Origin of the sequence: Mucilaginibacter sp. L196, assembly GCF_009765905.1 — a bacterium.
Classification (GTDB): domain Bacteria; phylum Bacteroidota; class Bacteroidia; order Sphingobacteriales; family Sphingobacteriaceae; genus Mucilaginibacter.
The window spans coordinates 298,265-325,190 of the sequence record NZ_LMUO01000019.1 but is presented as its reverse complement, the minus strand read 5'-3'; the positions used below and the strand labels follow the sequence as shown (position 1 = coordinate 325,190).

The window sequence follows — 26,926 nt, the reverse complement described above, 5'->3', positions numbered from 1 at the left end:
TGCGAGGTACGAAGCAATCGCACATAAGCAAAGCAACCATGCAGCGTTCGTGATTGCTTCGTACCTCGCAATGACAGAAAGAAATCACTTACGAATTTAACACTGGCTGAACATTAGTAATACTAAAAATATCAGCCATCAAATCATCACTCGGGTTCACCTTCACGCTCTTGGAAATCGCTTCCAGTACAATCGTATCCTCCCTGTCCTTCACCAAAAACCGCAGCGAGCAATTCTTAACCGGGTACTTCTCAATATTCACATCAAGCGCCTGCTGAATATTGCTTAACAACGTATCATTTAACGATTGCAGATCAACACACACTGTAAGCGATTTCGTCAGTTTATCGCGCATTTCAGATAGCGGACTCATGCTTAATATCTTCATATCCCAGTTATCCTTCTGCCTGAATTTCTCTTCTATGATACCTTTTATATGCAGGAAATAACCATCAACCAACAAATACCTGAACTTCATATAATCCTCACCAAACAGCGCGAATTCATACGATTCCTTGTAATCCTCCAAAACAAAAGTCCCGAACGGCTTACCATTTTTAGTCATTTTATGTTGAACGTTGGATACCAGCCCACCTACACGAATATCACCACGCTTGCGCAATTCGTTAAACGCGTTCATGATCTCTTCGCCACCTTCACCGCTACGGGCTTTCTGCATATTTTTCAGATCGCTGATGTTGGTATTGCAATAGCGCTCCATCTCCAGCTTAAAGTTATCCAACGGATGCCCGGTAAGGTAAATACCGATAACATCCTTCTCATATTTCAGCTTTTCAATCAGCGGCCATTCGTCCGACTCCGGCATTGCAGGCTCCGGAACATAAGAAGCAATCGAACCACCAAATAAAGATGATTGGTTGCTACTTTGCGTATTCTGGTAATCGTTGGCGTATTTAATTAATCGTTCAACACCCGTTAAAATGCCATTCTCTGTTTTGGCGAAAAACTGCGCACGGTTTAACCCCATGCCGTCAAAAGCACCACCATAAATCAGGTTTTCGTACGATTTACGGTTTACACTCCTCGTGTTTGAGCGCTGCGCGAAATCATAAACAGATGTATAGGGGCCACGCTCTACACGTTCCTCAATAATAGCTTCAACCGCTTTATCACCTACACCTTTCACCCCTGTCAAACCAAAACGGATTTCACCCTTTTTGTTCACCGCGAACGCCAAATCAGATTCATTTACATCAGGCCCCAAAACATGCACACCCATGCGGCGGCACTCATCCATAAAAAAGGTAATCTTTTCCATGTTGTTCTGGTTGTTCAATACAGCGGCCATATATTCGCTTGGGTAATGCGCTTTTAAGTAAGCCGTTTGGTACGCCACGAAAGCATAACAGGTAGAGTGCGATTTATTGAACGCGTATTGGGCAAATGCCTTCCAGTCGTTCCAAACCTTGGTCAGTTTATCTTTGGGGTGACCTTTAGCGGTAGCTCCGGTCATAAACTGAGCCTCCATTTTATTCAGTACCTCAATTTGTTTTTTACCCATCGCCTTACGCAAAACGTCGGCATCGCCTTTACTAAAGCCAGCCAGTTTTTGCGATAAAAGCATCACCTGTTCCTGGTAAACGGTAATACCGTAGGTTTCGCCCAGGTATTCCTCCATATCAGGTAAATCGAACGCTATAGGTTCGTAACCATGCTTACGCTTAATAAACAGCGGTATGTACTCTATCGGACCCGGGCGGTAAAGCGCGTTCATGGCGATCAAATCCTCAAACTTATCGGGCTTCAAATCGCGCAGATACATTTGCATACCATCGCTTTCAAACTGGAACGTACCGTTGGTATCGCCTTTTTGATAAAGCTCAAAGGTCTTTTCGTCATCCAGCGGGATATAATCTATATCTATAACAACGCCATAATTTTGTTTGATCAGCCTTAGTGCATCCTTAATAATGGTCAGGGTTTTTAAACCCAAAAAGTCCATCTTGATAACGCCAGCATCCTCAATCACACGCCCATCGTATTGGGTAACCAACAGGTCAGAGTCTTTGGCTACTGCCACTGGCACAATATCCGTTAAATCATAAGGGGCTATGATGATACCCGCGGCATGCACACCCGTATTACGGATGGAGCCTTCCAGTTTACCGGCCTCGCGCAAAACGGTTGCACGAAGGTCATTGCCTGTAAGTATTGCCTGTAATTCGGGTACTTGCTCTATGGCACCTTGTAAGGTGATACCCAATGTATCGGGTACTAATTTCTTCAGTAAGGTTACTTCTGATAACGGCAGATCCAGTACACGGCCTACGTCCTGTATACTGGTACGCGCCGCCATCGAACCATAGGTGATGATCTGCGCTACCTGGTTCTTACCGTATTTTTCAACTACATAATCAATAACTTTTTGCCTGCCCGCATCGTCAAAATCCGTATCAATATCGGGCATCGACTTACGGTCAGGGTTCAGGAACCTTTCGAATAGTAAATTATATTTTAGCGGATCGATATTGGTGATACCGATACAATAGGCCACCACCGAACCCGCCGCTGAACCACGGCCCGGACCAATAAACACGCCCATATCACGGCCCGCCTTGATGAAATCGGCTACAATTAAAAAGTAGCCCGCGAAACCCATAGTACGAATGGTAAACAACTCAAAATTGATGCGTTCTTCTGCCTCCGGCGATATATCCACATAGCGTTCCTTAGCGCCTAAAAATGTAAGGTGCTTCAGGTATTCCCACTGGTTCAGCGTATCCGAATCAGGGGTCATATCGCTGTGGATCTTAAACTCAGGCGGGATAACGAAGTTGGGCAGTAAAATATCCCGCTTCAACTTCAATACATCTACCTTATCAACAATCTCGTTGGTGTTATCTAATGATTCAGGCAAGTCATTAAACAGCTTGCCCATTTCCGACTGTGTTTTAAAATAAAACTGGTCATTAGGGAAGCCGAAACGATAACCCTTGCCGCCTTCTTCATCGGTAGCAATTGGCGTGCTCTGCATATCGCCGGTATTCACACACAACAAAATATCATGCGCATTCGAGTCCTGCTGATCCACGTAGTGCGAATCATTAGAGCAAATCACTTTTACATTATATTTCTTAGCGTATTTGAGCAATACGGCATTTACCGTATGCTGCTCAGGTATATCATGGCGCTGTAGTTCGATGTAATAATCCTCGCCAAACAAATCCAGCCACCATTTAAATTCTGCTTCGGCTTCATCCTCGGTTTTGCGCAAAATGGCTTGCGGTACCGATGCACCTATACAACAAGTAGTAGCAATTAAGCCTTTGTGGTATTTTAATATCAGTTCCTTATCAACACGGGGCCATTTGCTGTAAAGGCCTTCCATGTATCCAAATGAACATAGTTTTACCAGGTTTTTATAGCCCTCAGCATTTTTAGCCAGTAAAAGCTGGTGATGCCTGATGTCTCTTTTCTCCTTGGTAAATTGTTTTTTGTGCCGATCCGCAACCACATATAGCTCGCAGCCTACTATGGGTTTTACGTTGTGTTTACCAGCTTCGGCCACAAACTTAAACGCGCCAAACATATTGCCGTGGTCGGTAATGGCCAGGGCTTTCATGCCATCGGCAGCGGCTTTTTTGTATAGTTTACCTATATCGGCGGCGCCGTCGAGTAACGAAAATTGGGTATGTACGTGTAAGTGCGAAAAATCGGGCATAATGGTAAACTAATAAATTTTATGGCGAAATACAAAGTTATTAAAAAACAAATGCTCATCCCGTGGTGTTGAAAACTGTAGAATAGTTTTACAAACAAGGGAAATTAACATAAACAAACAAAAAGCCCCTCCCAACCCTCCCCGGAAGGGAGGGCTTTAAAAATTAAAGTCTCCCCTACCGGGGGAGATTTAGAGGGGGCTATGGTTTAACAAATTATTTGTATTATTATAAGCAACAACAATCTTCACCTTTGAAAAACGTATAACATTTGAAACGATTTGGACTTATAGCTTTAAAAACTATTCTTTGGATAATTGCAAGCGTACTGTTCCTGGTGCTGCTTGTAGCTATTTTAATACAGGTACCCACTGTACAAAACTTCGCTAAAAATAAAGCTGTAAATTTTTTACAAGGTAAAATTCATACTAAAGTACGCATAGACCATATCAGTATCGGGCTACCCAAAAGTATAGTGCTGGAAGGTGTTTATTTTGAAGATCAGAAACGCGACACATTAATTGCAGGCGATAAACTCGAAGTAGACATCAGCATGCTGAAACTACTGCATCACACCGTAGAAATAAACGAGATCAACCTGGATGGCATCACCGCCAAAGTAACCCGCGGGCCGGACAGCCTTTTTAATTTTGATTACATCATGAGGGCATTTTCAAGTCCGACAAAGGTTGCTCCCAAACCAACGGATACAGCTTCGGCAATGACCATATCTGTTGAAACGGTTATTCTGAATAAGATCAACATCGCTTATAAAGATGCCATCACCGGTTATAACGTAAAGTTTTTATTGGGCCATTTTGATACCAAGATCACCACCTTCGATCTGGATAAAATGAAATTCACCATCCCGAAGGTCACGTTATCAGGCTTTAATGCAAAGATCATCCAAACTGATGTTCCGCCACCTGCTGCTGCGCCACCGGTAACACCAATCACGGCAACGCATCCGCAAGGCATGTTGCTTAACATAGGAACGGTTGATATATCAAAAATAAACGTGGATTACGGTGCCCCAACCATGACTGCCAAAGTAAATTTAGGCCGTTTATTGGTAGAGATGAAGAAGATAGACCTGAACAACCAGGTTATCGGCATTAAATCCATCGACCTGGATGATACCAAAGCGGCACTAACCTTCGCCCAGCCACAAAAGGTTAAAACAGCAGTGGGAAAAGCCATTAGGCAGTTGGATACCCTTGCAAAACCAGCCGCGAGCACTAAGGGCTGGGCAGCTACGCTGGATAGGATCACGTTCAGCAATGATGATATTAAATATGACGACAATGCCACCAAAGCCATCCCCAAGGGCCTCGACTTTGCGCACATGAACGTCCATAATTTGAATGCTGATATTGAAAACCTGTCGTATAGCCCGGATACTATGTCTGGCAAAATAAATTCATTTACCTTCTCTGAAAAAAGTGGGCTCGAACTTAAGAAATTCCATACAACATTCTTCTACGGGCCGAAGAATGCTTATTTGAATGATCTGTATTTGGAAACCCCGCAAACTGTAATTCAAAAACAATTGCAGGTGAGCTATCCGTCCATCGCATCATTAAGCACCAACCTGGGCGCGTTAAGTGTGAATGCTAATTTAGATGGAAGCCGGTTAGCGCTAAAAGATGTTTTAATATTGATGCCGACCATGAGTTCTTCAATCGGCAAAGTATCGCCTAATGAAGTGTTCAGGATAAATGGCCGTGTATATGGCAAAGTAAATGACCTCCACATCCCGAGTTTGGAGATCACTGGCTTACGCAATACCCATATCAAGGCATCAGCAAACATGCATGGCTTGCCGAATGTAAACAAAGCTACTTTTGATGTTAACATAGCCGACTTTACCACTAGTCGAACCGATATTAATACCCTCGCCTCAAAAGGCATGATCCCGGCTAGCGTTAGCATTCCGGAAAATATCAACCTGAAAGGAACTTTTAAAGGTGGTATAAGCAATTTCAACACCAAAATGAACCTGCGCACCAACTATGGCGCGGTTGACCTAACGGCAGCCATGAAAAACGGCAGCAATAAAAACAATGCGAGTTATACGGCCAACATTAGGGCGAATAATTTAAATGTGGGAGCGCTAACCAAGCAACCGCAAACAGTGGGCAGCATAACGCTGTCGGCTAATATTTCGGGTACGGGACTTAACCCTAAAACCGCGAATTTGAAGTTTGATGGCGATGTTGCCAAAGCTTACGTAAAGGGTTACACCTACCAAAACCTTAAACTAAGCGGCACAGCGCATGATGGCGCATATGCTGCCAAAGTATTCATGACCGATCCCAATATCCATTTCAGTCTGGATGCGAAGGCTAACATGAATAAAAAATACCCGTCGATTTTCGCTACGCTGGATGTGGATAGCATCGATATGCAAAAGCTCAATTTCTCCAAAACGCCAATGCGTTTCCACGGTAAAATTGTAGCCAAAGTACCAACTGCTGATCCTAACTATTTGAATGCCGATATTGAAGCGACTGATTTGCTGGTAGTAAATGGCACGCAACGGATTAAGTTAGATACAGTAAGTTTACTGTCCACCGCGAATGCAGATAGCAGCACCCTAAAATTAAAGCTGCCAATGCTCACCGCTCACATGGCTGGCAAATACAAACTGCCCGAGATTGGCACCGCTATGCAGGATCTCATCAACAAGTACTACAACACCAGCTTAGCAAGCGGCAAGCATGTAGTAAAATACTCACCGGAGAGCTTTGAATTTGATGTACATGTGGTTAAAACTCCATTGGTTGCCCAGTACGTGCCGGATTTAAAACAGCTGGATCCCATACTCATCAAAGGTAATTTTGATAGCCAGGCAGGTACTTTGGTGGTAAATGGCTCGGTGCCGAAAGTTGTTTATGGCACTAATACCATCAATAACTTAAAACTGAACATCAATACGGCCAACAACGCCCTTAACTATGCCATTACCGTGGATAATGTTACGGCGGGTTCATCACTCAATTTGCTATATACCAGTATATCGGGCAACGCCCAAAACAATAAACTAAACCTCAGTTTGCAGGTACGCGATGCTGCTAAAAAGGAGCGTTACCGCATCGCGGGTGTATTCAGTGCTTTACCAAATGAATACCAATTCAGCTTCCTGCAAAATGGTTTGCTGCTTGATTATACCGAGTGGGCGGTGGCCAGTGACAATGCATTGCAATTCGGCACTAAAGGGATCATGGCTAAGGATTTTGTGATCAGCAATTCCGGGCAATCATTAGGTGTTACCAGCAATCCACAGGAATTTAATGCGCCAATTACGGTCGACTTTAAAAATTTCCACATCGAAACACTAACCCGTTTAGCCCAGCAGGATTCGTTACAAGTCGGCGGTGTACTTAATGGCGACGCGCATATCAGCAATTTCCAAAAATCACCACTTTTTACCGCTGCTTTAAATGTAGGCGACTTTAATTTCAAAGGTGATACCGTAGGCAACATCGCCCTGAAGGTAAATAACCAAACCGCCGATGCTTACAGCGCCGATATGGATATTACCGGCAAAGGCAACCAGGTAACCCTCAAAGGAATTTACTACACCCAACCGGATAGCCGCTTTGATATGGATCTGAACATCGTTACGCTGAACATGAAGACTATTGAAGGTTTTAGCTTTGGCAACATTCGCCGGGCTACCGGCAATATCACGGGCGATATGAAAATAACGGGCACCCCTACCGCTCCTGCAATTCGGGGTGATATTAACTTTAATAAGGTCGGCTTTAATGTATCTATGCTCAATTCCTATTTCAGTTTGCCGAATGAGAGCATCACTTTTAATAATGATGGCATCCGCTTTAATGATTTTACGCTTGTCGATTCTACCGGGAATAAAGCGGTGGTAACAGGCTCTATCTACACCACAACTTATACCGACTTTAAATTCGGGATGAAGATCCACATGGATAATTTCAGGGTGATTAACTCAACCCAGGCCGATAATAAAATGTACTACGGTAAGCTGTATTTGAACAGTGATGTAAGCATAACCGGTAATACGGATAAGCCTATTGTTGATGCTACCTTAACCGTAAATGATAAAACAGATCTGACTATTGTTTTGCCGGAGGATGATCCGGGGGTTGAGGACCGTAAGGGCGTAGTTGAAGTAATTAATGAGAATGCACCTAAGCTGGATTCTATTTTAATGGCGAGGAAACTCGATTCGCTGAAACAATCAAACCTGAAAGGCCTTGATGTAAGCGCGACGGTAAACATCAGCAAAGCTGCCCGTTTCACCATTGTTATCGATCCATCTAACGGCGATGTGGTACATATACAAGGCGAAGCACACCTTAATGGTGGTATCGACCCAAGCGGAAAAACAAACCTGACAGGTATTTATACTGTCGAAAGCGGATCATACAACCTGTCTTACGCCACGGTAAAACGTACTTTCCTATTCAAAAAAGGAAGCAACATAACCTGGACCGGCGACCCAACCAGCGCCAATATCAACCTGACGGCTGTGTATGTGGCCAACGTACCACCGATTGATTTGGTGCAACAACAATTAGGTGGCGATAACACTTCGGTAAACGCCACTCAGTACAAGCAAAAACTACCGTTCAATGTTAACTTGAATCTAAAAAATCAATTATTAAAACCAGATATCAGTTTCGACATTATATTGCCGGATAGCAGTTATGAGGTATCCCCTACGGTTGTTCAAACCGTCAACGACCGCCTTGCACAAGTACGCCAGGACCCTAACGAAATGAATAAGCAGGTATTAGGCGTACTGGTACTGGGCCACTTTATTGGCGATAACCCGCTGCAAAGCAATGGAGGCAGTACGGGCATAAACGGCGCTATTCGTAACAGTGTGAGCAGTTTGTTATCCGACCAACTGAACAAACTTGCAGGCAACCTGATTGGTGGCGTACAGCTGAGCTTTAACCTTACTTCGGGTGCTGATTACTCCACAGGCGTTCAGCAAAACCGAACTGATTTAAATGTCGGCCTGTCCAAACAGTTTTTAAATGACCGTGTTACGGTAACCGTAGGCAACAACTTTAACCTGGAAGGTCAAAATCAGCCGGGCCAAAAAACTACCGATATAGCGGGCAACCTATCTGTAAATTACAAACTGACCGAGGATGGCCGCTACATGATTAGGGCTTACCGTAAAGATGAGTTTATTGTAATTGAGGGCCAGGTGGTTGAAACCGGCGTTGGTTTCTCCATAACTTACGAGTACAATAAATTTAAGGAGTTATTCGTCAAAAAATCAAAAGCGGATAAAGAGCGCGCAAAGAAATATAAACAAGATCAAAAAGAGAAAAAGAAAGCATTAAAACAAGCGGAAGAAAAGCATGACGAAGCGGTAACTAACACACAACCCGCCGATCAGCCTGCGCAAAACAAACAACTATCAAACTAACCTATGACAAAACTTAGCTACATATCTATCCTTTTTATTGCTGTTTTTGTCAGCGCGTGCAGTACTACCAGGTTTTTACCCCCAGGCCAAAAACTGTATACCGGCGGCGAGGTAAAGATAGCTGATGCTGATATGAAAAAGGGGGATAAAAACGCTATAACAACAGAGTTAGAAGGTTTGTTAAGGCCAAAAACCAATGCAACCATCCTGGGTTTACGGTACAAATTATACATCTACGAAAAAACAAAAACCAATAAGGAACGCGGGCTTAGGCACTACATAAATACTCATTTAGGCGAACCTCCTGTTTTAGCCAGTAGTGTGGATCTGGTTAAAAACAGTACCCTTTTACAAAGTCAACTGCAAAACGAAGGCTATTTTATTGCACAAGTTAGCGGCGATACCGTAGGTAAAAATCGCATAACTAAAGCGGTATATACTGTGCAAGCAGGCCCGGCGTATCATTACCGAAAAATTGTTTTCCCGCAGGAAAAGGATGATTTGGATACCGCCGTTACCGGAACATCTAAACAAACGTTCCTTAAAGTTGGCGACCAGTACAACCTTAGCAAAATTGTTAATGAACGCATACGCATTGATGCCAAATTAAAAGAAGAAGGCTACTACTACTTCGCCCCTGAAGACCTGATCATGAAGTACGACAGTACCATCGCGGGCCACCAGATTGATATGTTTGTAAAGGTAAAGGCAACTACTCCTGATGAAGCGAGATGGGTGTATAAGATCAGGAATATATACGTTTACCCGCATTACAGCTTACAGGATACATCGCTAAAATTAGATTCAGCTGTTAAATACCGCTGGTACAATGTGATAGGCGGCAGAAAAACCGTAAGACCTTTTATGTTTAAAAATACGGTATTACTGCACCCCGGCGATGTATACAACCGTACCGAACATAATAACTCTCTAAGTCGTTTTATTGAACTGGGCCCATTCACCTATGTAAAAAACAGGTTTGAGGATGTTACCCCCGATTCGGCATTCCTGGATGTTTATTATTTCCTCACTCAGGCAAAACGAAAATCGCTAACCGCCGAGATCCTGGCCCGGCAAACATCTGCCAATTATGATGGTACACAGCTTGATTTAACCTTCAAAAACAAGAATACCTTTAAAGGCGCCGAGCTGCTTAGCGTTACATTTTTCACCAGTACCGATAAGCAATTTGGCAGTTACCAGCATGGTTTTAATGTTTACCAATTTGGTGTAACCCCATCCCTATCATGGCCAAGGTTTATTAGTCCGTTTGATTTTACTACTGATAACGCCTTTATCCCCCGCACTATTTTAACCACTGGCTATACGCTGGTTGACCGCTCACAACTCTACAATTTAAACTCGTTTAATGCATCATGGGGTTACCAATGGAAACCCAGCCTATACAAACAGCATAATCTTGATCTGTTAGATTTTGCGTATGTAAATGCAACTAACGTTACACCACTTTACCTGGATAGTATCCGCAAAACAGGTAATCCTACTTTAAAACACGTTATCAATAACCAGCTAACCTTTGGCCCAAGCTATGCCTATACCTACGATAATACCAGCGACGACTTCAGGACCAATAGCTTTTACTACATGGGCAAAATAAGCACATCTGCTACGTTATTAGGACTGGTACTAGGGGCTGATACCCTGGACGGAAAAGCGAAAACGATATTCGGCACCCCATTCGATCAATATGTAAAACTCGAAAACGAAATCCGGTTCTTCCATAAATTAAGTCCGGGTACCAAGCTGGCTATGCGCTTACTGGTTGATGTTGGCTTGCCTTATGGCAACTCCACTATCCTGCCGTACACACAGCAATTCTTTATTGGCGGGCCAAATAGTTTAAGAGGCTTCCAGGCACGTACATTAGGCCCCGGTTCGTATGATTACCGTACAGCGACAGGTTATGGCGGCACCCAATTTTTAGCTGACGAATCGGGCGACATAAAATTAGAAGGCAACGTTGAATACCGTGCCAAACTGTTTAGTATTGTTGAAGGCGCGCTATTTGCTGATGCCGGCAATATATGGTTGCTCCATCCGGAAACAGGTTTACCGGGCGCCGCCTTCGGCAAAAACTTCTTAAATCAGGTGGCTGCCGATGCTGGTTTCGGTTTACGCTTTAACCTTTCGGTGTTAATACTACGCACCGATTTGGGCTTCCCATTAATCGATCCATCCCGACCAGTAGGACAGCGCAATCGTTTTAATAGCATAAGCATTAATAACTCGGTATTTAACCTGGCAATAGGCTATCCATTCTAAGAATTTAGCGAATAGAGTGCTTAGGTGAATGAGTGATTTTTTTGACACTATTCAACCCAATCAACCATCCTTGCTCTCTACTCTATGGCTGTTCGGAAGATTTAAAAAGGGTGTCATTCTGAGCGTAGCGAAGAATCTGTAAGTTAGTTTACGTGTGTACAGATGCTTGGTACCTCAGCATGACAAATCATTTGTTTATAAAAACTCATTAAAAAATAAGCAAATCTCATCTTCCGAACACCTATACTCTCCATTTCTCTCAACCGCACCCGCACCATCTTCTCCCGCCACAAAAATTCTTTTTTCGCATATTTTATAATAACTTTATTAGCATAATTAATATAAACCCAAGGGTTTATCGCCTAACCTAAACTTTTGTTGATTTTAACCGTATTATAGTCAAATGCCGGCATCACCAAAAAACAACATTATCATACCGATAAGCATGGTCACCATGGCTGTGGGAATTATGATTATGATTGGCTGGATTTTCCCCGGTAGCGGAATTTTAACCATACTTCCCGGCGTAGCTATGCGCTTCAACGCCTCGCTTTGTTTTGTGCTGTTCGGCGGTGCACTATTGGTTTCGCAATGGCATTTTAAAGGCTGCCACTCCTCATTGTTTTTCATTTTATCATCACTGAGTATATTAATCGCCCTCCTTACCATAAGCCAGGAATTTTTTCATATCGATACAGGCATTGATCAATTGTTTGCCAGGGATAATACACCTGTTTCAGCTGCATTCCCACATCCCGGCCGCATGGCGTTTAATGCTTCATTAAGTTTTTGTTTTTTAGGTTTAGGCTATCTTTTTTTCTGTACAAAAAATCGCGTCCTGCACGCTGTTTCGCAATACCTTTTTCACGCGGTTACTTTAATTGCCGGTACTGCATTAATAGGTTACATGTATAATGTTTCTTTGTACAATTCCTTGTTTTACGTTACCTCTATGGCTTTTACTACGGCTATATTGTTTTTACTGTTATCAATGGCGGCAGCACTTCTAAATCCCGACCTCGGACTTGCAGCTATTTTTACAGGTGACCGCGTTGGCAACCGGGTTGCCCGTCGGCTTTGTACGCTCATTTTTTTAATGATCCTGATTTTTGGAGTATTAAAACTCGAAACAAAAAATTCAAAATTATTTTCTTCTGCGGATATCGGCATGGCGGTGTTGGTTATTTGCCTTTTACTGGCAGCTATCGCGCTGATATGGAATACAACCAATTGGTTAAACAGTATTGATGATAAACGAAAACTTGCCGAGGATGAGGTGATCAATATGAATGCGGAGCTGGAAGAACGGGTAGAACAACGAACAATTGAATATCAAAAAAGCGAGGAACGTTATCACACCCTCATTCAACAAGCCACCGATGCTATTTATGTGGTAGATAGCGACAGGAATTTTACCGAGGTAAACGATAGTATGTGCGAGATGACCGGGTACACGCGGAAAGAATTACTGCACATGAACGTAAAAACGTTACTTGATCCCGAAGAGTTAAAAAGCAGGCCTTTACCTTTGTTAACCAGTTACATTGGGCAAGGACCGTTTGAGAGAAGATTTGTCAGGAAATCGGGCGAAAAGTTTACCGCGGAGGTGAATGTTAAAGTATTCCCGGATAACCGCGTTATGGTGGTTGCCCGTGATGTTACCGATCGTAATAAAATGGCGTCGGAAGTTAGCGATGCCGAGCTCAAATTCAGGACAATTGCCGATAAATCAATGGTGGGCATATACATGGTTCAGCACGGCAAGTTTAGTTATGTAAACCCGCGATTTGCTGAAATTTTTGGTTATCAACCGGAAGAGTTAACAAATACTGTCCCTGTGGATGCCATTATTTATGACACACACCGCGAATACACCAACCAACAGGTAAAACTGCGCATGGAGGGCAAAATTGACAGTGTACGTTATGAAACAATGGGCAAAAAGAAAGATGGCTCAAGCAATTGGGTCGAATTTTATGGCAGCCGGGTTACGATGAGTAGCATTCCAACTATCATCGGCTCCATGATGGATGTTACCGAACGTAGAAAAGCCGAGGACGAACTTAAATTGTCAGAGCAAAAATACAAGGTGATGTTTGAAAGCAACCCAATGCCAATGTGGATGATAGCTAAAGACAGCCTGAAGATACTCGCGGTAAACGATGCCGCCGCAAACCACTATGGCTATAGCAAAGAAGAGCTAACCAGTATGGATGTAACTACATTGCGATTGCCTGAAGACCGTGAAATACAGTTACGGGGATATGAAAATGATAATGATAAAACGAGGATTGCCCGCCATGTTAAAAAAGATGGAACTATAATGGTTGTTAGGCTAACTACGCACGATATTATTATTGAAGGCCGCCCGGTAAGGCTATCACAAACAAATGATATAACTGAACAGTTTAAGGCCGAAGAGTCTCTCAAAAAATCAGAAGCAAACTTAAAGGCTATATTAAATACTACTGATACCGCTTATGGGTTATTCGATAAGGATCTTAAAGCCCTGATGTTTAACCCGAAGGCTATCCAGTTTGTTAAAAAACAATATGGCCATAACCCCGAAAGCAGCAGCCATCTTTCCGACTATTTTCCGCCGGACAAGTTCCCGCAGTTACATAAATTTACCAACAAGGTTTTAAATGGCGAGAACATAAATATTGAAGTTAATTTTCCGCAAGCGGATGGCTCAACATTATGGTATTATGTACGCCTGTTCCCCATCACCAGCGATCATACCGATATATTGGGCATATTGATGGCATTATATGATATTACTGAACGTAAAAATGCCGAACAAAACCTTAAAACAGCCTATAAACATATCCAGAACCACATTAATAGTATAAAGGATATGGCATGGAAACAATCACACCTTATACGCAGCCCGCTTGCTAACCTAAAAGGATTGATAACAATGCTTAAAACTGACCCCGACCCTGAGATCCTCCATCATATAAAATCCGAACTCGACCGCATGGATTCCATCATCCTGGAAATGGCCGAAGATGCCAATACTAACAATTAAGCGTATACCTTTGCAGCGTTTATTTTAACTGTCCAATTCCAAATGCGTATATCAGCCCCGCTCCAAATTATTGACCTTAACGGCGATGGTTTTCACCCCTTATTAAACATAAAAGTATATGGTAAAACATTTACAGTGGTTTTAGATACAGGCGCATCAAAAACGGCCTTTGATAAAGGCTTGCTCCTTAAAGCCAACAAAAAAGCACTGATAAACGATAGCGATATACTATCAACAGGCCTCGGAACTAACAGCATGCAATCCTTCACCGCCACAATACATGACATGCGCATAGGCCGCTTAAAGATCCCCGAATTCCAGGTAGCCGTGCTGGATCTGTCCACCATTAACATCGCCTACACTCAAATGGGCCACCCACAAGTTTTAGGCGTATTAGGCGGCGATATTTTGATGAAGTATCAGGCCGTAATTGATTATGGAAAGCAGGTGATAAAGTTTACGGTTTAACTAATCTTTGGCAAATGATTTTTTTTTCCGTGTTGGTGTCCTCACGAACACGTTCATCGAAATAGGAAAGTTTGTTGGTGAAGACACCAACAAAGGTGGAGGTAATTCAACATGCAACGCCCTTACTTTCAAACCCCGTTAAATCACAACACAACTTATCATCCCATTTACCCGTTTTCGCCGCGGCTTTATAGGTTGATCTTAAAAACTTCAGCAAAGTACCTTCTGGGTCAGCCGACCGCTGTACTACTTCATACAGCAAAAAGTATTCGCCCATTTCGTTACTGTAAAAAGCTTCGTTAGGTTCAACCACCTGGCTGCCAAAATCTGCCGGGGCCGGGTAGCAATAACTATAAAATGCAGGATGAGGAAATGTTTCACCGCCCCCCCAAAAACCTGCGCTGCTCACCTCATGCGAATAAGCCTCCTGCATCACCTTAATTGGCATATTAGGCGTACCGCCTGTATACAAAGGCGCTTCCCTTCCAGAAAATCTTGTAACTACCAAATCAAAAGCCCCCCAAAACAAATGTACAGGGCTGCACTTGCCTGTATACTCCGACCTGAAACGCAGGAATACGGCATTTATCCTTACCAAAGCCTGCCAGTACAAATTCATCTGCACAGCATCATACGTTTTATGCTGCTCATCCTCGGCAAAGGGTATAGCCGGGTCAAGCTCATTTGGTTTGGGGTATATCTTGGCCTCAATCCCCATCACGCCAAGCTTTTCAAACAATTCCTTATAAAAATCAGCAACCGAACGTGGCTTTAACGCAATGCTTTGTACCCCGCCATCACTCGCGGTTATCAATAACTGATGATCAACAAAATCCATATCTATCTGAAAACTGCCGCCTTCATAAGGGATATTCCCCGTAGTTAGCCCTCGCGGATACACATACAAGGTAACATGCCAGCTATGATTAATCCACGGCGTTTTAACCAGTCGTATCTTGCCTACTATCTGCGTCCAAAGCTGTACGGCTTCTAAAGTATCTTTTAAATATTCAAAAGCCAGTTCTGGCCATGGGGATGGGGTTACGTTTGCAGTGGTCATGATACTATTGTTTAGTTTGAATATAAGAGTTTAAATAGCTAATTGTTTATGCTCGTGATATAATTTACATGGCACTTACCTCGAACTGGGAACCTGACTACCACATCTTCTATTTTCTTATCTTTACCGCGATTTATGAAGTACCTGCGCCCGCTGCTATATCCCTTTTCACTTATCTACGGTTTGGTGGTTACCATCCGTAACTGGTGCTTTGACGCAGGTATTTTTAAAAGCCGCAAGTTCTATATCCCCGTAATATCAGTAGGCAACCTTGATGTTGGCGGTGCAGGCAAAAGCCCCATGACGGAGTACTTGGTACGCCTGCTTAAAAATAATTATAAACTGGCAACGCTTAGTCGCGGCTACGGCCGTAAAACCAAAGGCTATTTGGTAGCCTCAAATAACACAACGCGCAGCCTTGCATCGCTTATTGGCGATGAGCCTGGCCAGTTTCACCAAAAATTCCCGGACATTACCGTAGCTGTTTGTGAAGACCGCGTAGTAGGTATTAAAAATCTTCAAGCCGATCATAATCTAATTATTTTAGATGATGCCTACCAGCACCGTGCTGTAAAGCCCGGCTTAAGTTTATTATTATTTGATTATAACCGCGTAAAAGAGCCGCACCTGCTTTTACCTGCAGGTAACTTACGCGAGTCATTTAGCGGGCGCAAACGTGCCGATGCCATCATCATTACCAAATGCCCGGGGCAACTTACTAATCATGAGCAAACCGCGGTTTTAGATCGTATAAAACCATTTACACATCAACAAGTGTTTTTCACATCGATCAATTATCAGCCGCTGCAAACACTAAAAGGCGAAGTGGCTGATACTAAGCTAACCGCAGATACTACTGTTTTCCTGCTCACCGGGATCGCGAATGCCCATCCGCTGGTACAATATTTAAAAACCTATACACAACAAATTATCCACCATAAATATCCCGATCATCATCGCTTTAGCTTAAAAAATATCAGTAAACTTGCTGATGATTTTGCCGCGTGCGTACAACCTCATAAAGTTATCATCACTACAGAGAAAGACGCGCAACGCCTGGCAACAAATGAATTGCTACCGTTAATAAAAGATTTGCCCATTTTGGTACTACCAATAGGCATCAGCTTTTTAAATAACGGGCAACAACAGTTCGATCAATTTGTATTAAATTATGTTACAGAATATACAGAACACCACCAGTTACATTAAAAACCGCATTGGCGATTTTGAACCCGAGGTGGGTATAATTTTAGGCACAGGCCTTGGCGCCCTGGTAAAGGAAATTGAAGTTGAAAAACAACTAATGTATGGCAACATACCTGATTTCCCGATTTCAACGTTAGAATTTCACTCCGGTAAATTAATATTCGGAACGCTTGCCGGGGTAAAGGTTGTAGCCATGCAGGGCCGTTTACATTATTACGAGGGTTATAACATGCAGCAAATCACCTTCCCGGTTAGGGTGATAAAAATGCTGGGCATTAAAAAACTGTTGGTATCAAATGCCAGCGGATCATTAAATCCTGATTTTAAAAAAGGCGATCTGATGATTATTGACGATCACATCAACCTGCAACCGCAAAACCCTTTGGTTGGCCGTAATGAAGATGAGCTTGGCCCACGTTTTCCGGATATGAGCATGCCTTATAACCCTGAGTTTATAAATAAAGCGCTTGATATTGCTAAGGCTAACAATATTACCTGCCATAAAGGAGTTTATGTTGCTGTAACCGGCCCAAATCTGGAAACAAAGGCTGAATATAAATACTTACGAATAATTGGAGGCGACGCCGTAGGAATGAGTACAGTACCCGAAGTAATAGTGGCAAACCACATGGGCCTGCCGGTATTTGCCATATCAGTACTTACCGACGAGGGCTTTCCAGAGGTGCTTAATCCTGTTTCCATAGAAGAAATACTGGCTATCGCACAGGAAGCTGAACCCAAAATGACCTTAATACTTAAAGAATTAATAGCTGGTTTTTAATGCCTCATAAATTAAAATACTTACTAATATTACTGATAGCATTAATTGCACAGGGAGCTTTTGCCCAAATACCGGGGCAAACAGGCTATGGACAAACTGGCCAGCAGGTATCACCTTTTGCCGATACCACCCACAGGCAGGTTAAACAACTAACCGCCGACCAGGAGATTGATACCCTACGTAAACAGGAAGAAGCTAAACGCGACAGCGTTATTTTTACGAATAAATTTGTTAAGGTAACTAATGAGCGCTTATTACGGGATAGTACCCAGGTTTTTCCGCTGGATACTACTATCAATAACTTTGAAAATTACAGCCCCCTATACCAACCCGGCGACCCTAAAATAAGCCTCGGCCACTTAGGTTTAGATGCACGCGACCTGCTATTTGAGCCATCAAAAACTATTGGATTTGATGTGGGCCAGCATTCGCTTGATTTGTATGTGCTGCATCCTGAAGATATTAATTATTATAATACCCGAGTGCCCTATACCGTGCTAAGCTTAGTTACCGGGGGCACGGCCGAACAGGTAGTTAAAATAATACATACCCAAAACATTAAGCCCAACTGGAATATGGGCTTCAACCTTAACTTTTTGGGTTCGCGTGGTTTTTACTCAACTAATGGTGTACTCGGGCAAAACGTAAGTAATATAAACGCGGCCTTATTTAGCTGGTATCAATCCAAAAGCAGGCGCTACAATATGTTGGCCAATATAATGCTAAACAACGTTAAAGCGCCCGAAACAGGCAGCCTGTCAAAAGGCTATAATAATCTATTTACAGAATCCGTATTAGATAAAACTACCATACCCGTAAACCTGCCCAACACCTACGAAAACTGGCGCGATAACGGTATTTACATCAAGCAATTTTACTACATAGGGCGTGTTGATACCGTTGCCAAAGGTGGCGATACCGCTAAAGTTGTACCTACACAACGCGTATCATATACCTTCCATTACAGCGTACAAACGTATGAGTTTTTGCAAAACGACCAGGATACAGCCCATGTATTTCCCGATTATTATTTCAGCTCAAACCGCTCGCGCGATTCGCTAAGCGTACACCATTTTCAAAATGATTTTGCTTACAGTTTTGCGTTAAGAAGTAAGGCAGCAAAAAATGTAATAAAATTAGACGTAGGGCTTACACAGGATTTTTACCAATACACCCAATACGTGAGCGATTCCACCGTAAACAAATATGGGATACAGATAGTCCAGGCCGATAAACAACAATCTAATTCGTTTGAGGATTTAACCCTTAAAGGGCGGCTCGGCTATAGTTTTAGTAACCGCGCAGCCTTTGAAGCCAATATTAGTCAGATAGTACAAGGCCGCGATTTTGGCGACTTTTTATATGATTTTAAGCTAATGCTGGCAGGTAACAACAAAGCCGGTAAAATTATATTGGATGCCTATACCCAAAGCGCCGCGCCACCATTGGTGTATACCGATTGGGTTTCCAACCACTACATATTCCATAACTCATTTGCCAATCAAAAAACCAACAGCGCATCGTTCAACTACATCAACAACGCCCTGCAACTTGATCTGAAAGCCGAATACTTCCTGTTAACCGATTACCTGTATTTCACTGCGGATGCTAACAGTAACGACGCCCACCCCGCGCAATTAAGCAGCCCTATAAACCTGCTTAAAATAACTTTATCAAAAAATTTGGAATGGAGAAGATGGCACTTTAACAATACCATTGTTTATCAAAAAACCGATAATGAGGGCACGCTTCGCACACCCAGTTTGTATACTTACACCAGCTTGTATTACTCAAAACTATTATTTAACGTACTCAACACCAGCATAGGCACCGATATACGCTACAATACCAGCTATCTTGCCCCATCATACGCGGTAGGCTTGGGTCAATTTTATAACGGACCGGATGTTACCTTTTCATCATACCCAAAAGCTACGGTATTTATAAAAGCCACCCTAATGCGCACCAATCTGTTTGTAATGTATGATTACGCCAACCAGGGTTTGTTTAGCAAAGGCTCCTACAGCGTAAACCGCTACCCTAACGAAGATGCCCAACTTAAATTCGGTGTATCGTGGACATTCTTTAACTAAAGGAATTGTTATGGTGGTAGATACTAACCACCTTGTCATTCTGAAGTACGAGGAATCTTCTTCGATTTGCAAAGCCGTCTTGCATATTCGCTTGCCTCTTTTAGAAGATTCTTCACTGCGTTCAGAATGACAATGAATATTAGAACTTTGTCATTGCAAGAAACGAAGCAATCGCACGTAGAAAAATTGCTTTGCATAGTTCGCGATTGCTTCGTACCTCGCAATGACAACAAAAAAGAAAGCAAAGACTACGTCTTCTGTTTCTTCTTATGCGCCGCCGGGAACAACACATTATTCAAAATCAATCGATACCCCGGCGAGTTAGGGTGCAGATGCAGATCAGTGGGCGGGTCGCCAACCATGTGCTGATAGTCTTCAGGATCATGGCCGCTGTAAAAAGTCCATTGTCCCTTGCCATAATCGCCGTGGATGTAACGCGCTTCGTTACCCGTTTTCATTTCACCCATAATAATAACGCCGGGCTTTATTTTACTTTCGTCAAAGGCTGTGGTAAGGCCCATAAACCCTTTAATCACTTTCTCATGATCCTGTGTAAGCATGCTCGGTACCACATCCCATTTAGCCGAAAAATCAAACAGCGTAAAAAAATCATGCGCCTGATCAACCTGGCGAGTTGGGGTAACATCAATATTGCTAAAGCTATGCGATAGCGGGTTCATATCAATAGTAAAATTCTGAAAAGCGAAAGTCTCGCTAAAATCCAGTTTCGACTGCGCGTTTGGGTCGGCGGCATCCCCATCGAACATGCTTTCACATATATCTGTATTGTGGGCGGCAAGGGCAATATCAAACGTATCCGTTCCTGAGCACATGGCGAATAGAAAACCACCCCCCGCGCAAAAATTCTTAATATTTTCGGCAACAGCCAGCTTCATTTGCGATACCTTTTTAAAGCCCAGCTTATGCGCCATAGCCTCCTGGTTGCGTACATCATCATTATACCACTGCGCATAGCGAAAACCGCCGTAAAACTTACTGTATTGCCCCGTAAAATCTTCATGGTGCAAATGCAACCAGTCGTATTTTGGCAGATCACCACGGATCACCTCCTCATCATAAACCACATCATAAGGTATTTCGGCATATTTTAAAACCAGCGTAACGGCATCATCCCAGGGCAGCTTATCCTTCGGCGAATACACCGCCATCCTAGGCGCTTTCTCCAGCTTCACAATATCCATGTTGACGGATGGGTCACTCACTTCGGTAATAATCTCGTTCACCTTGGCATCCGGCAAAACCTCGTAGCTTACACCACGGATGTTGCACTCATCCTCAATCTTTTTATCATACTTCATCATAAAGCTGCCGCCACGGTAATTGAGCAGCCAATCCACTTCCTGACTATTTTTCAATACCCAAAAAGCAATTCCGTATGATTTTAAACAATCCTTCTGCTCATCATCCATTGGTATAAGGATAGAAGACGCCCTAGCTAAAGCCGTTAAAAGTAAAAAGGTGAAAGTTAAAAGTGTTTTGGGGCGAAGCATGTTCAAATTTAACGAATATTTGTGGTTGGTATTATGGAATAACCTTGTCTGAACTCTAATTTTTAGAATTCTGGTAATTTTAAAATTCAATAAATTCAAGTTCAGACAATATATTCAGTTTGTGGTCGGTGTTTTCGTCATAGGTACTCGGAAGATCAGGTTTTCAAATGATTTTTTATAAAAAAGAAAGGGGGTGTCATGTTAAGGCACTCGAAGCATGACACCCTTTTTTAATCTTCCGGACACTATGGTGTTATCACCGACCACTATTTATCCTTTCGCCTTTCACCTCAATTTATTACATTTGCCAACTATATAAAAATCACAAATGAGTAAAGCGATTATTAAAACCGAAAAAGGCGACATGACTGTCGAGTTTTATGATAATGATGCCCCTATTGCAGTGGCTAATTTTAAAAAACTGGCTAAATCAGGATTTTATGACAACGTAACTTTCCACAGGGTTATCCCTAACTTTATGGTACAGGGTGGCGACCCAACCGGTACAGGTGCTGGTGGCCCGGGTTACAAAATTGATTGCGAATTAACAGGCGAAAACCAATACCATGATCGTGGTGTATTGTCAATGGCTCATGCAGGCCGTAACACTGGTGGTTCACAATTCTTCATTTGCCATAGCCGCGAAAATACCGCGCATTTAGATCGCAACCATACTTGCTTTGGTAAAGTGATTGAGAATGTTGACGTGGTTGACGCTATCCGCCAAAATGATAAGATTTTAAGCATAGAAGTAATAGAAGACTAGTGAACAGTTGAATAGGTTGATTAAGTTGATTGGTTTTTAACTACTCACTTAATCAACCTATTCAACCCAATCAACCAAACATGAACTTACAGGGAATAGTAGCAGTATCCGGCAAACCGGGATTGTGGAAAGCGCTTTCACAAAACAAAACAGGCTTTATATTGGAAAGCCTTGATGCGCAAAAAACTAAATTAGTGGCCAACCTTTCAACAGCTAAACTGGCTGCATTAGATGAGATTACCATTTTTGGTTTTAACGATGATATTAAGCTTACCGATGTTTTAGCTAAAATGAAAACCGCGGCAAACGTTCCTGATTCTAAAACAGACGGTAAAAAACTAAGAGAATTTTTTCTGGAAGTTGCGCCGGATCATGATGAGGAAAAGGTTTACGCATCTGATATGAAAAAGATCGTTAACTGGTTCCATATCCTTAAAGATATGCCTTTGTTTAACGAAACACCTGCTACCGAGGCGCCTGCTGCTGAAGAAGCTGATTCTGATACTGCAAAACCTGCTGTTGCTGTTAAAAAGGCGGTTACTACTGCTCCTAAAGCGGTTACAAAACAACCTGCACCAAAGGCTACTGCCAAGCCAAAAGTTACTGCAAAACCCAGAAGAGCTGAGTAATTTACGCACGCTCCCTTATACTATACCCATAGCTGTATAACTCAATACACAGCTATGGGTTATACAACATACCTAAAGCTTATCCCGTATACCTACCCTAAAAGCCATTATAAACTAGAATGTGGATAAATACTTATGCCCATTAATCTGTACAAATAAATTATTAGGAAATTTTTTTACAATGATCATATTTCCTGATAGTTAATAACAGATTTCTATTTGGTTATATAAAACTGTTCATTATACACCTATAAAGGCATCATATTTATTAAAAGAAAAATTAGTTAAAAATTTGCTTTAAAGTATGCCTCATTTAATTAACTATTGGTTACAACAATTATACAATGTGACCAAAATAAGACTTGTAAACAGCTTGTTTATAGCTATTTATATTATATCATTAGTATATTTGGTATCTGGATTTTAATCTATATTATAAAATTTACAACCTGAGGTTTTAAATAAGCGAAATTGATATTAGTGGCACATATTTTACATGTGCATATGCGTTATGAATGGACTAATTAATATATGAGTTTTACTGACGATCACAATCCAACAGATAGTGCATCCCAATTTACTCATGTGGTAAATAATACAAATGCGGGGATCTGGGAGTTTAACATCAATACTAATGAGGTTAAATGGTACGACGGGTTTTACCGGGTGTTAGGTTATGAACCCGGTGAGATTGAATCGTCGTACAATTATTTTTATGAGCACCTGCTCTACCATGGCGATAAGGCTGCCTATATTAAATCTATTACTGAACGCAATCAAAGCAATATATCAACCGTACAAATAAGGTTGCTAACCAAGCATGGCTATCAATGGTTTGAAAGTTCAAGTCAGCGAAGCACTGACCCCTCAATCCCTAAAGTTTATGGCTTTATCGTTAATATAAACGCCTATAAAATAGCCGAATACCACGCCGCCCAAAAAGATCTGTGGTTTAACGAGGCCGGCAAGCTGGCAAAAGTAGCTTTATGGGAGATCGAGATCCAATCCATGAATTTAACCCTCTCTAAAGAAGGGTATGATATATTTGAGATCAGCAATACGGTTACCCTTACTGTTGATGAAGCTATAAGTTTTTTTGAACCGAAATATCGCCCTCAGGTAAGTAATGCTATTGAAAACATTCTAAAGTCATGCCATGCATTTGATTTGGAATTACCTTTCCGTACAGCCAAAAACAGGGTGATATGGGTTAGGTTTAAGGCTATACCTATTATTGATAACCTGGGCAAGTGCGTCAGCATCCGGGGTATGCTGCAGGACATCAACGAAAGCAAAAAAAGAGAATTAACTACACAAAGCTCTTTAACGCTCTCCCACGATCAAAACAAGCGTTTGCAGAACTTCGCTTATATGGTTTCCCATAACTTGAGGTCGCATACCGGCAACCTTGATTTTATGGTGAATCTGTATACCGAAACTGATTCTGCTGAAGAAAAGTTGGAGGTATTTGAACACATAAAAGCAATAAGCTCAAGCCTTAACACAACGGTTAAACACCTGGAAGAGATCGTCCAGATACAGGCCGAGATAAATGATGACAAAACCATAATTCAGTTTGAAACAATATTTAAACAGGTAATTGGCGCCCTGCAAAGTAATATTACCGACGTTGATGCCCAGGTTGAGTTTGATTTTAGCGAAAGCCCCGAGATAAATTACATCCCTGCATACCTGGAAAGCATATTTCAAAACCTGTTAACTAACGCATTAAAATACAGGCAGCAAACTCATGCCCCTTTAATAAAATGCTACACCTTTCAAATGAATGGGCATACCTACATGATATTTGAAGATAATGGTGTTGGTATTGACCTGGAACGGCATGGCGACAAAGTTTTCGGGATGTATAAAACCTTCCACAAAAATGCCGATGCTAAAGGTATTGGCCTGTTTATTACCCGTAGCCAGGTAGAATCATTAGGCGGTACTATTAAGATTGAAAGCACCGTAAATGTAGGCACCAAATTCACGTTAAAACTTACTTAATTTTTAGCAGGAGCTGAATTTAGTTCGATGGTTTGTTTTTCACTATCACAAAAACAAAGCGTCAATGCGAGGTACGAAGCAATGACGCTTTGTTTTATAATTTTATCAGCTCCTTAATTCGAAGGCTTGTCTTTCACTATCACAAAAACATCCTCGTTATCCTTCTTCATCAGGTACTTCTCACGAGCGAATTTCTCCAATTGCGCGGGGTTTGATGTCAACTCACTCAGGTCTTTAGTAACCTGGGCAGTTTGCTTAGTATAAAAATCGCGTTCGACTTTCAGCTTACTAACTTCCTGATGATATTGGAATTGCGATAGCAGATCGTTCTTATCAAAAAACAACATCCACACCAAAAAAGCCGCGGTAACCCAAAAAAACTTATTCTTAAAAAGAAGAAAAAGGCGTTGCATACAACAGGCAATTAATTTATTTAAAATTAAAGCAAAACTTTGATTGCCGCAATAGGGATTATTAACTTATTAACAAACCTACCATCGCAGTTAAAGTTCCCCTCTCGAGGGGGGCGCGATGGATAAGTGTAATAGCAGGGGTGTGTTATACATTTCGCAGAACACACCCCTAACCCCTCTCAAGAGGGGAACTTATCATTAATCTCTTCTGCCGCCTCTGCTGCCCCAGCTGCTGCCTTTACTGGCACCGCTCATGCCGCTGCCACCGCTAGCAGCACGACCACGATCCTTGTTACCGTAGCCACGGCCACGTTTAGGTGCGCCACCACGACCGCCGCCACCTGCTGATTTTGCAGCTTCGGCTTTAGCAACCATGCTCTGCGGGCTCATCGGGTAAGGATGCTCCTCGTTAACAGGGATTTGTTTGGCAATTAGTTTATGTATGTCTTTCAGGAAAGGTAATTCCTCTGCATCGCAAAAAGAAAGCGCAATACCACTTGCTCCTGCCCTGCCTGTACGGCCAATACGGTGTACATAAGTTTCAGGCACATTAGGCAATTCGTAGTTTATTACGTGGGTAAGCTCATCAATATCAATACCACGGGCGGCAATATCGGTAGCAATTAACACACGTGTAGTACGGTTTTTAAAGTTAGTTAATGCCCGCTGACGTGCATTTTGCGATTTATTACCGTGTATAGCCTCAGCAGTGATGCCAACCTTTACAAGGTCTTTAACCACTTTATCCGCGCCATGCTTGGTGCGGGTAAATACTAATGCAGTTTTAATCTCTTTATCTTTTAAAATATGGTTAAGCAATGCACGTTTGTCGTTCTTCTCCACATAAAAAAGCTGCTGTTGTATAGTATCAGCCGTTGATGATACCGGGGTAACCTCAACCTTTTCAGGACGGGTTAGGATGGTATCAGCAAGTGTTTGTATCTCTTTAGGCATAGTAGCCGAAAAGAATAATGTTTGCCTTTTTTGAGGCACTTTAGCAATGATCTTTTTAACATCATTCACAAAACCCATATCCAGCATACGGTCGGCTTCATCTAAAACCAGCATTTTAATGTGATCCAGGTGAACTATGCGTTGCTGCATTAAGTCTAATAAACGACCAGGCGTCGCTACCAAAATATCAACACCACGGCGGATAGCATCAGCTTGTGGGTTTTGTGATACACCACCAAAAACTACTATTTGCTTTAAGCCGGTATGTTTACCGTAAGCGGTAAAGCTTTCGCCAATTTGTATAGCCAACTCGCGGGTTGGGGTAAGTATTAGAGCCTTTATTGTTTTTTGTTCTTTGTGCTGCAACCTGTCGTTATACAATAACTGTAAAATAGGTATAGCAAAAGCCGCGGTTTTACCGGTACCGGTTTGCGCGCAGCCTAATAAATCTTTTTGTTGTAATATAATAGGGATGGATTGCTCCTGTATTGGCGTAGGTGTAGTATATCCCTCAGTTTTTAAAGCCCTGAGTATAGGCTCAATTAAATTTAATTTTTCGAATGACATGTAATGTTTTTAATATATGTGCTAACGCGATTGCATAAGCGGATCTGAA

Annotated in this window: 15 protein-coding genes; 10 read left to right on the top strand and 5 right to left on the bottom strand. The window is 42.2% G+C overall.

Translation table 11 applies throughout. The annotated features are described in order from the left end of the window. Positions 1-88: 88 nt before the first annotated feature. Positions 89-3,682 carry a DNA polymerase III subunit alpha gene (gene dnaE / locus GSQ74_RS17890; RefSeq protein ID WP_158995590.1) on the bottom strand — a complete coding sequence of 1,198 codons (3,594 nt, stop codon included), beginning with the start codon at positions 3,680-3,682 and terminating at the stop codon, positions 89-91. Between the two features lie 269 nt (positions 3,683-3,951). On the opposite strand from dnaE, the gene GSQ74_RS17885 reads away from it, so the two are divergent. The 4 genes from GSQ74_RS17885 to GSQ74_RS17870 all read left to right on the top strand — a co-directional run bounded on the left by GSQ74_RS17885 (position 3,952) and on the right by GSQ74_RS17870 (position 14,890). Further along, on the top strand, positions 3,952-9,108 hold the full coding sequence (locus GSQ74_RS17885) for a translocation/assembly module TamB domain-containing protein (protein WP_158995589.1): 5,157 nt from the start codon (positions 3,952-3,954) through the stop codon (positions 9,106-9,108). Positions 9,109-9,111: 3 nt separating this feature from the next. After that, complete coding sequence (locus GSQ74_RS17880) at positions 9,112-11,391, top strand: BamA/TamA family outer membrane protein (protein ID WP_158995588.1); 2,280 nt, start codon at positions 9,112-9,114, stop codon at positions 11,389-11,391. 403 nt (positions 11,392-11,794) lie between these two features. Beyond that, the gene (locus GSQ74_RS17875) at positions 11,795-14,422 is read left to right on the top strand and encodes a PAS domain S-box protein (RefSeq protein ID WP_158995587.1); all 2,628 of its coding nucleotides are present in this window, start codon (positions 11,795-11,797) and stop codon (positions 14,420-14,422) included. A 42-nt stretch (positions 14,423-14,464) separates the two neighbouring features. Next, complete coding sequence (locus GSQ74_RS17870; RefSeq protein WP_158995586.1) at positions 14,465-14,890, top strand: aspartyl protease family protein; 426 nt, start codon at positions 14,465-14,467, stop codon at positions 14,888-14,890. Positions 14,891-14,996: 106 nt separating this feature from the next. Here GSQ74_RS17870 and GSQ74_RS17865 read toward each other — a convergent pair whose 3' ends face one another. Then, complete coding sequence (locus tag GSQ74_RS17865; protein WP_158995585.1) at positions 14,997-15,950, bottom strand: DUF5996 family protein; 954 nt, start codon at positions 15,948-15,950, stop codon at positions 14,997-14,999. Positions 15,951-16,085: 135 nt separating this feature from the next. Between GSQ74_RS17865 and lpxK the strand changes: the two genes are divergently transcribed. Genes lpxK through GSQ74_RS17850 form a run of 3 tightly spaced genes read left to right on the top strand, consistent with a single transcriptional unit; the run spans position 16,086 to position 20,030 of the window. Then, positions 16,086-17,159: a tetraacyldisaccharide 4'-kinase gene (gene lpxK / locus GSQ74_RS17860; RefSeq protein ID WP_158995584.1), complete on the top strand. Its 1,074-nt coding sequence runs from the start codon at positions 16,086-16,088 to the stop codon at positions 17,157-17,159. Next, positions 17,122-17,937: a purine-nucleoside phosphorylase gene (locus GSQ74_RS17855; RefSeq protein ID WP_158995583.1), complete on the top strand. Its 816-nt coding sequence runs from the start codon at positions 17,122-17,124 to the stop codon at positions 17,935-17,937. Before lpxK ends, GSQ74_RS17855 begins: the two co-directional genes overlap by 38 nt. Further along, positions 17,937-20,030 carry a putative porin gene (locus GSQ74_RS17850; protein WP_158995582.1) on the top strand — a complete coding sequence of 698 codons (2,094 nt, stop codon included), beginning with the start codon at positions 17,937-17,939 and terminating at the stop codon, positions 20,028-20,030. Before GSQ74_RS17855 ends, GSQ74_RS17850 begins: the two co-directional genes overlap by 1 nt. A 248-nt stretch (positions 20,031-20,278) precedes the next feature. On the opposite strand, the gene GSQ74_RS17845 is transcribed toward GSQ74_RS17850, so the two are convergent. Next, the gene (locus tag GSQ74_RS17845; RefSeq protein ID WP_158996465.1) at positions 20,279-21,460 is read right to left on the bottom strand and encodes an asparagine synthetase B; all 1,182 of its coding nucleotides are present in this window, start codon (positions 21,458-21,460) and stop codon (positions 20,279-20,281) included. A 409-nt stretch (positions 21,461-21,869) separates the two neighbouring features. Here GSQ74_RS17845 and GSQ74_RS17840 point away from each other — a divergent pair, with 409 nt between their 5' ends. The 3 genes from GSQ74_RS17840 (at position 21,870) to GSQ74_RS17830 (ending at position 24,943) form a co-directional block, all read left to right on the top strand. After that, entirely contained in the window at positions 21,870-22,307 is a 438-nt protein-coding gene (locus GSQ74_RS17840) for a peptidylprolyl isomerase (protein ID WP_158995581.1), read from the top strand. Positions 22,308-22,387: 80 nt separating this feature from the next. Next, on the top strand, positions 22,388-22,936 hold the full coding sequence (locus GSQ74_RS17835; RefSeq protein WP_158995580.1) for a DUF5606 domain-containing protein: 549 nt from the start codon (positions 22,388-22,390) through the stop codon (positions 22,934-22,936). Positions 22,937-23,467: 531 nt separating this feature from the next. Next, the gene (locus GSQ74_RS17830) at positions 23,468-24,943 is read left to right on the top strand and encodes a PAS domain-containing sensor histidine kinase (protein WP_158995579.1); all 1,476 of its coding nucleotides are present in this window, start codon (positions 23,468-23,470) and stop codon (positions 24,941-24,943) included. Between the two features lie 113 nt (positions 24,944-25,056). Here the strand turns inward: GSQ74_RS17830 and GSQ74_RS17825 are convergent, their stop codons facing one another. Both GSQ74_RS17825 and GSQ74_RS17820 read right to left on the bottom strand, forming a co-directional pair. Then, the gene (locus GSQ74_RS17825) at positions 25,057-25,356 is read right to left on the bottom strand and encodes a septum formation initiator family protein (RefSeq protein ID WP_158995578.1); all 300 of its coding nucleotides are present in this window, start codon (positions 25,354-25,356) and stop codon (positions 25,057-25,059) included. Between the two features lie 198 nt (positions 25,357-25,554). Then, on the bottom strand, positions 25,555-26,877 hold the full coding sequence (locus GSQ74_RS17820; protein WP_158995577.1) for a DEAD/DEAH box helicase: 1,323 nt from the start codon (positions 26,875-26,877) through the stop codon (positions 25,555-25,557). Between the last annotated feature and the right edge of the window lie 49 nt (positions 26,878-26,926).

What these genes read in the sequence shown, in the direction of transcription:
- dnaE (WP_158995590.1), bottom strand. Translation starts at nt 3,682, where the DNA reads ATGCCCGATTTTTCGCACTTACACGTACATACCCAATTTTCGTTACTC.
- GSQ74_RS17880 (WP_158995588.1), top strand. Translation starts at nt 9,112, where the DNA reads ATGACAAAACTTAGCTACATATCTATCCTTTTTATTGCTGTTTTTGTC.
- GSQ74_RS17875 (WP_158995587.1), top strand. Translation starts at nt 11,795, where the DNA reads ATGCCGGCATCACCAAAAAACAACATTATCATACCGATAAGCATGGTC.
- GSQ74_RS17870 (WP_158995586.1), top strand. Translation starts at nt 14,465, where the DNA reads ATGCGTATATCAGCCCCGCTCCAAATTATTGACCTTAACGGCGATGGT.
- GSQ74_RS17865 (WP_158995585.1), bottom strand. Translation starts at nt 15,950, where the DNA reads ATGACCACTGCAAACGTAACCCCATCCCCATGGCCAGAACTGGCTTTT.
- lpxK (WP_158995584.1), top strand. Translation starts at nt 16,086, where the DNA reads ATGAAGTACCTGCGCCCGCTGCTATATCCCTTTTCACTTATCTACGGT.
- GSQ74_RS17855 (WP_158995583.1), top strand. Translation starts at nt 17,122, where the DNA reads ATGTTACAGAATATACAGAACACCACCAGTTACATTAAAAACCGCATT.
- GSQ74_RS17850 (WP_158995582.1), top strand. Translation starts at nt 17,937, where the DNA reads ATGCCTCATAAATTAAAATACTTACTAATATTACTGATAGCATTAATT.
- GSQ74_RS17845 (WP_158996465.1), bottom strand. Translation starts at nt 21,460, where the DNA reads ATGGATGATGAGCAGAAGGATTGTTTAAAATCATACGGAATTGCTTTT.
- GSQ74_RS17840 (WP_158995581.1), top strand. Translation starts at nt 21,870, where the DNA reads ATGAGTAAAGCGATTATTAAAACCGAAAAAGGCGACATGACTGTCGAG.
- GSQ74_RS17835 (WP_158995580.1), top strand. Translation starts at nt 22,388, where the DNA reads ATGAACTTACAGGGAATAGTAGCAGTATCCGGCAAACCGGGATTGTGG.
- GSQ74_RS17830 (WP_158995579.1), top strand. Translation starts at nt 23,468, where the DNA reads ATGAGTTTTACTGACGATCACAATCCAACAGATAGTGCATCCCAATTT.
- GSQ74_RS17825 (WP_158995578.1), bottom strand. Translation starts at nt 25,356, where the DNA reads ATGCAACGCCTTTTTCTTCTTTTTAAGAATAAGTTTTTTTGGGTTACC.
- GSQ74_RS17820 (WP_158995577.1), bottom strand. Translation starts at nt 26,877, where the DNA reads ATGTCATTCGAAAAATTAAATTTAATTGAGCCTATACTCAGGGCTTTA.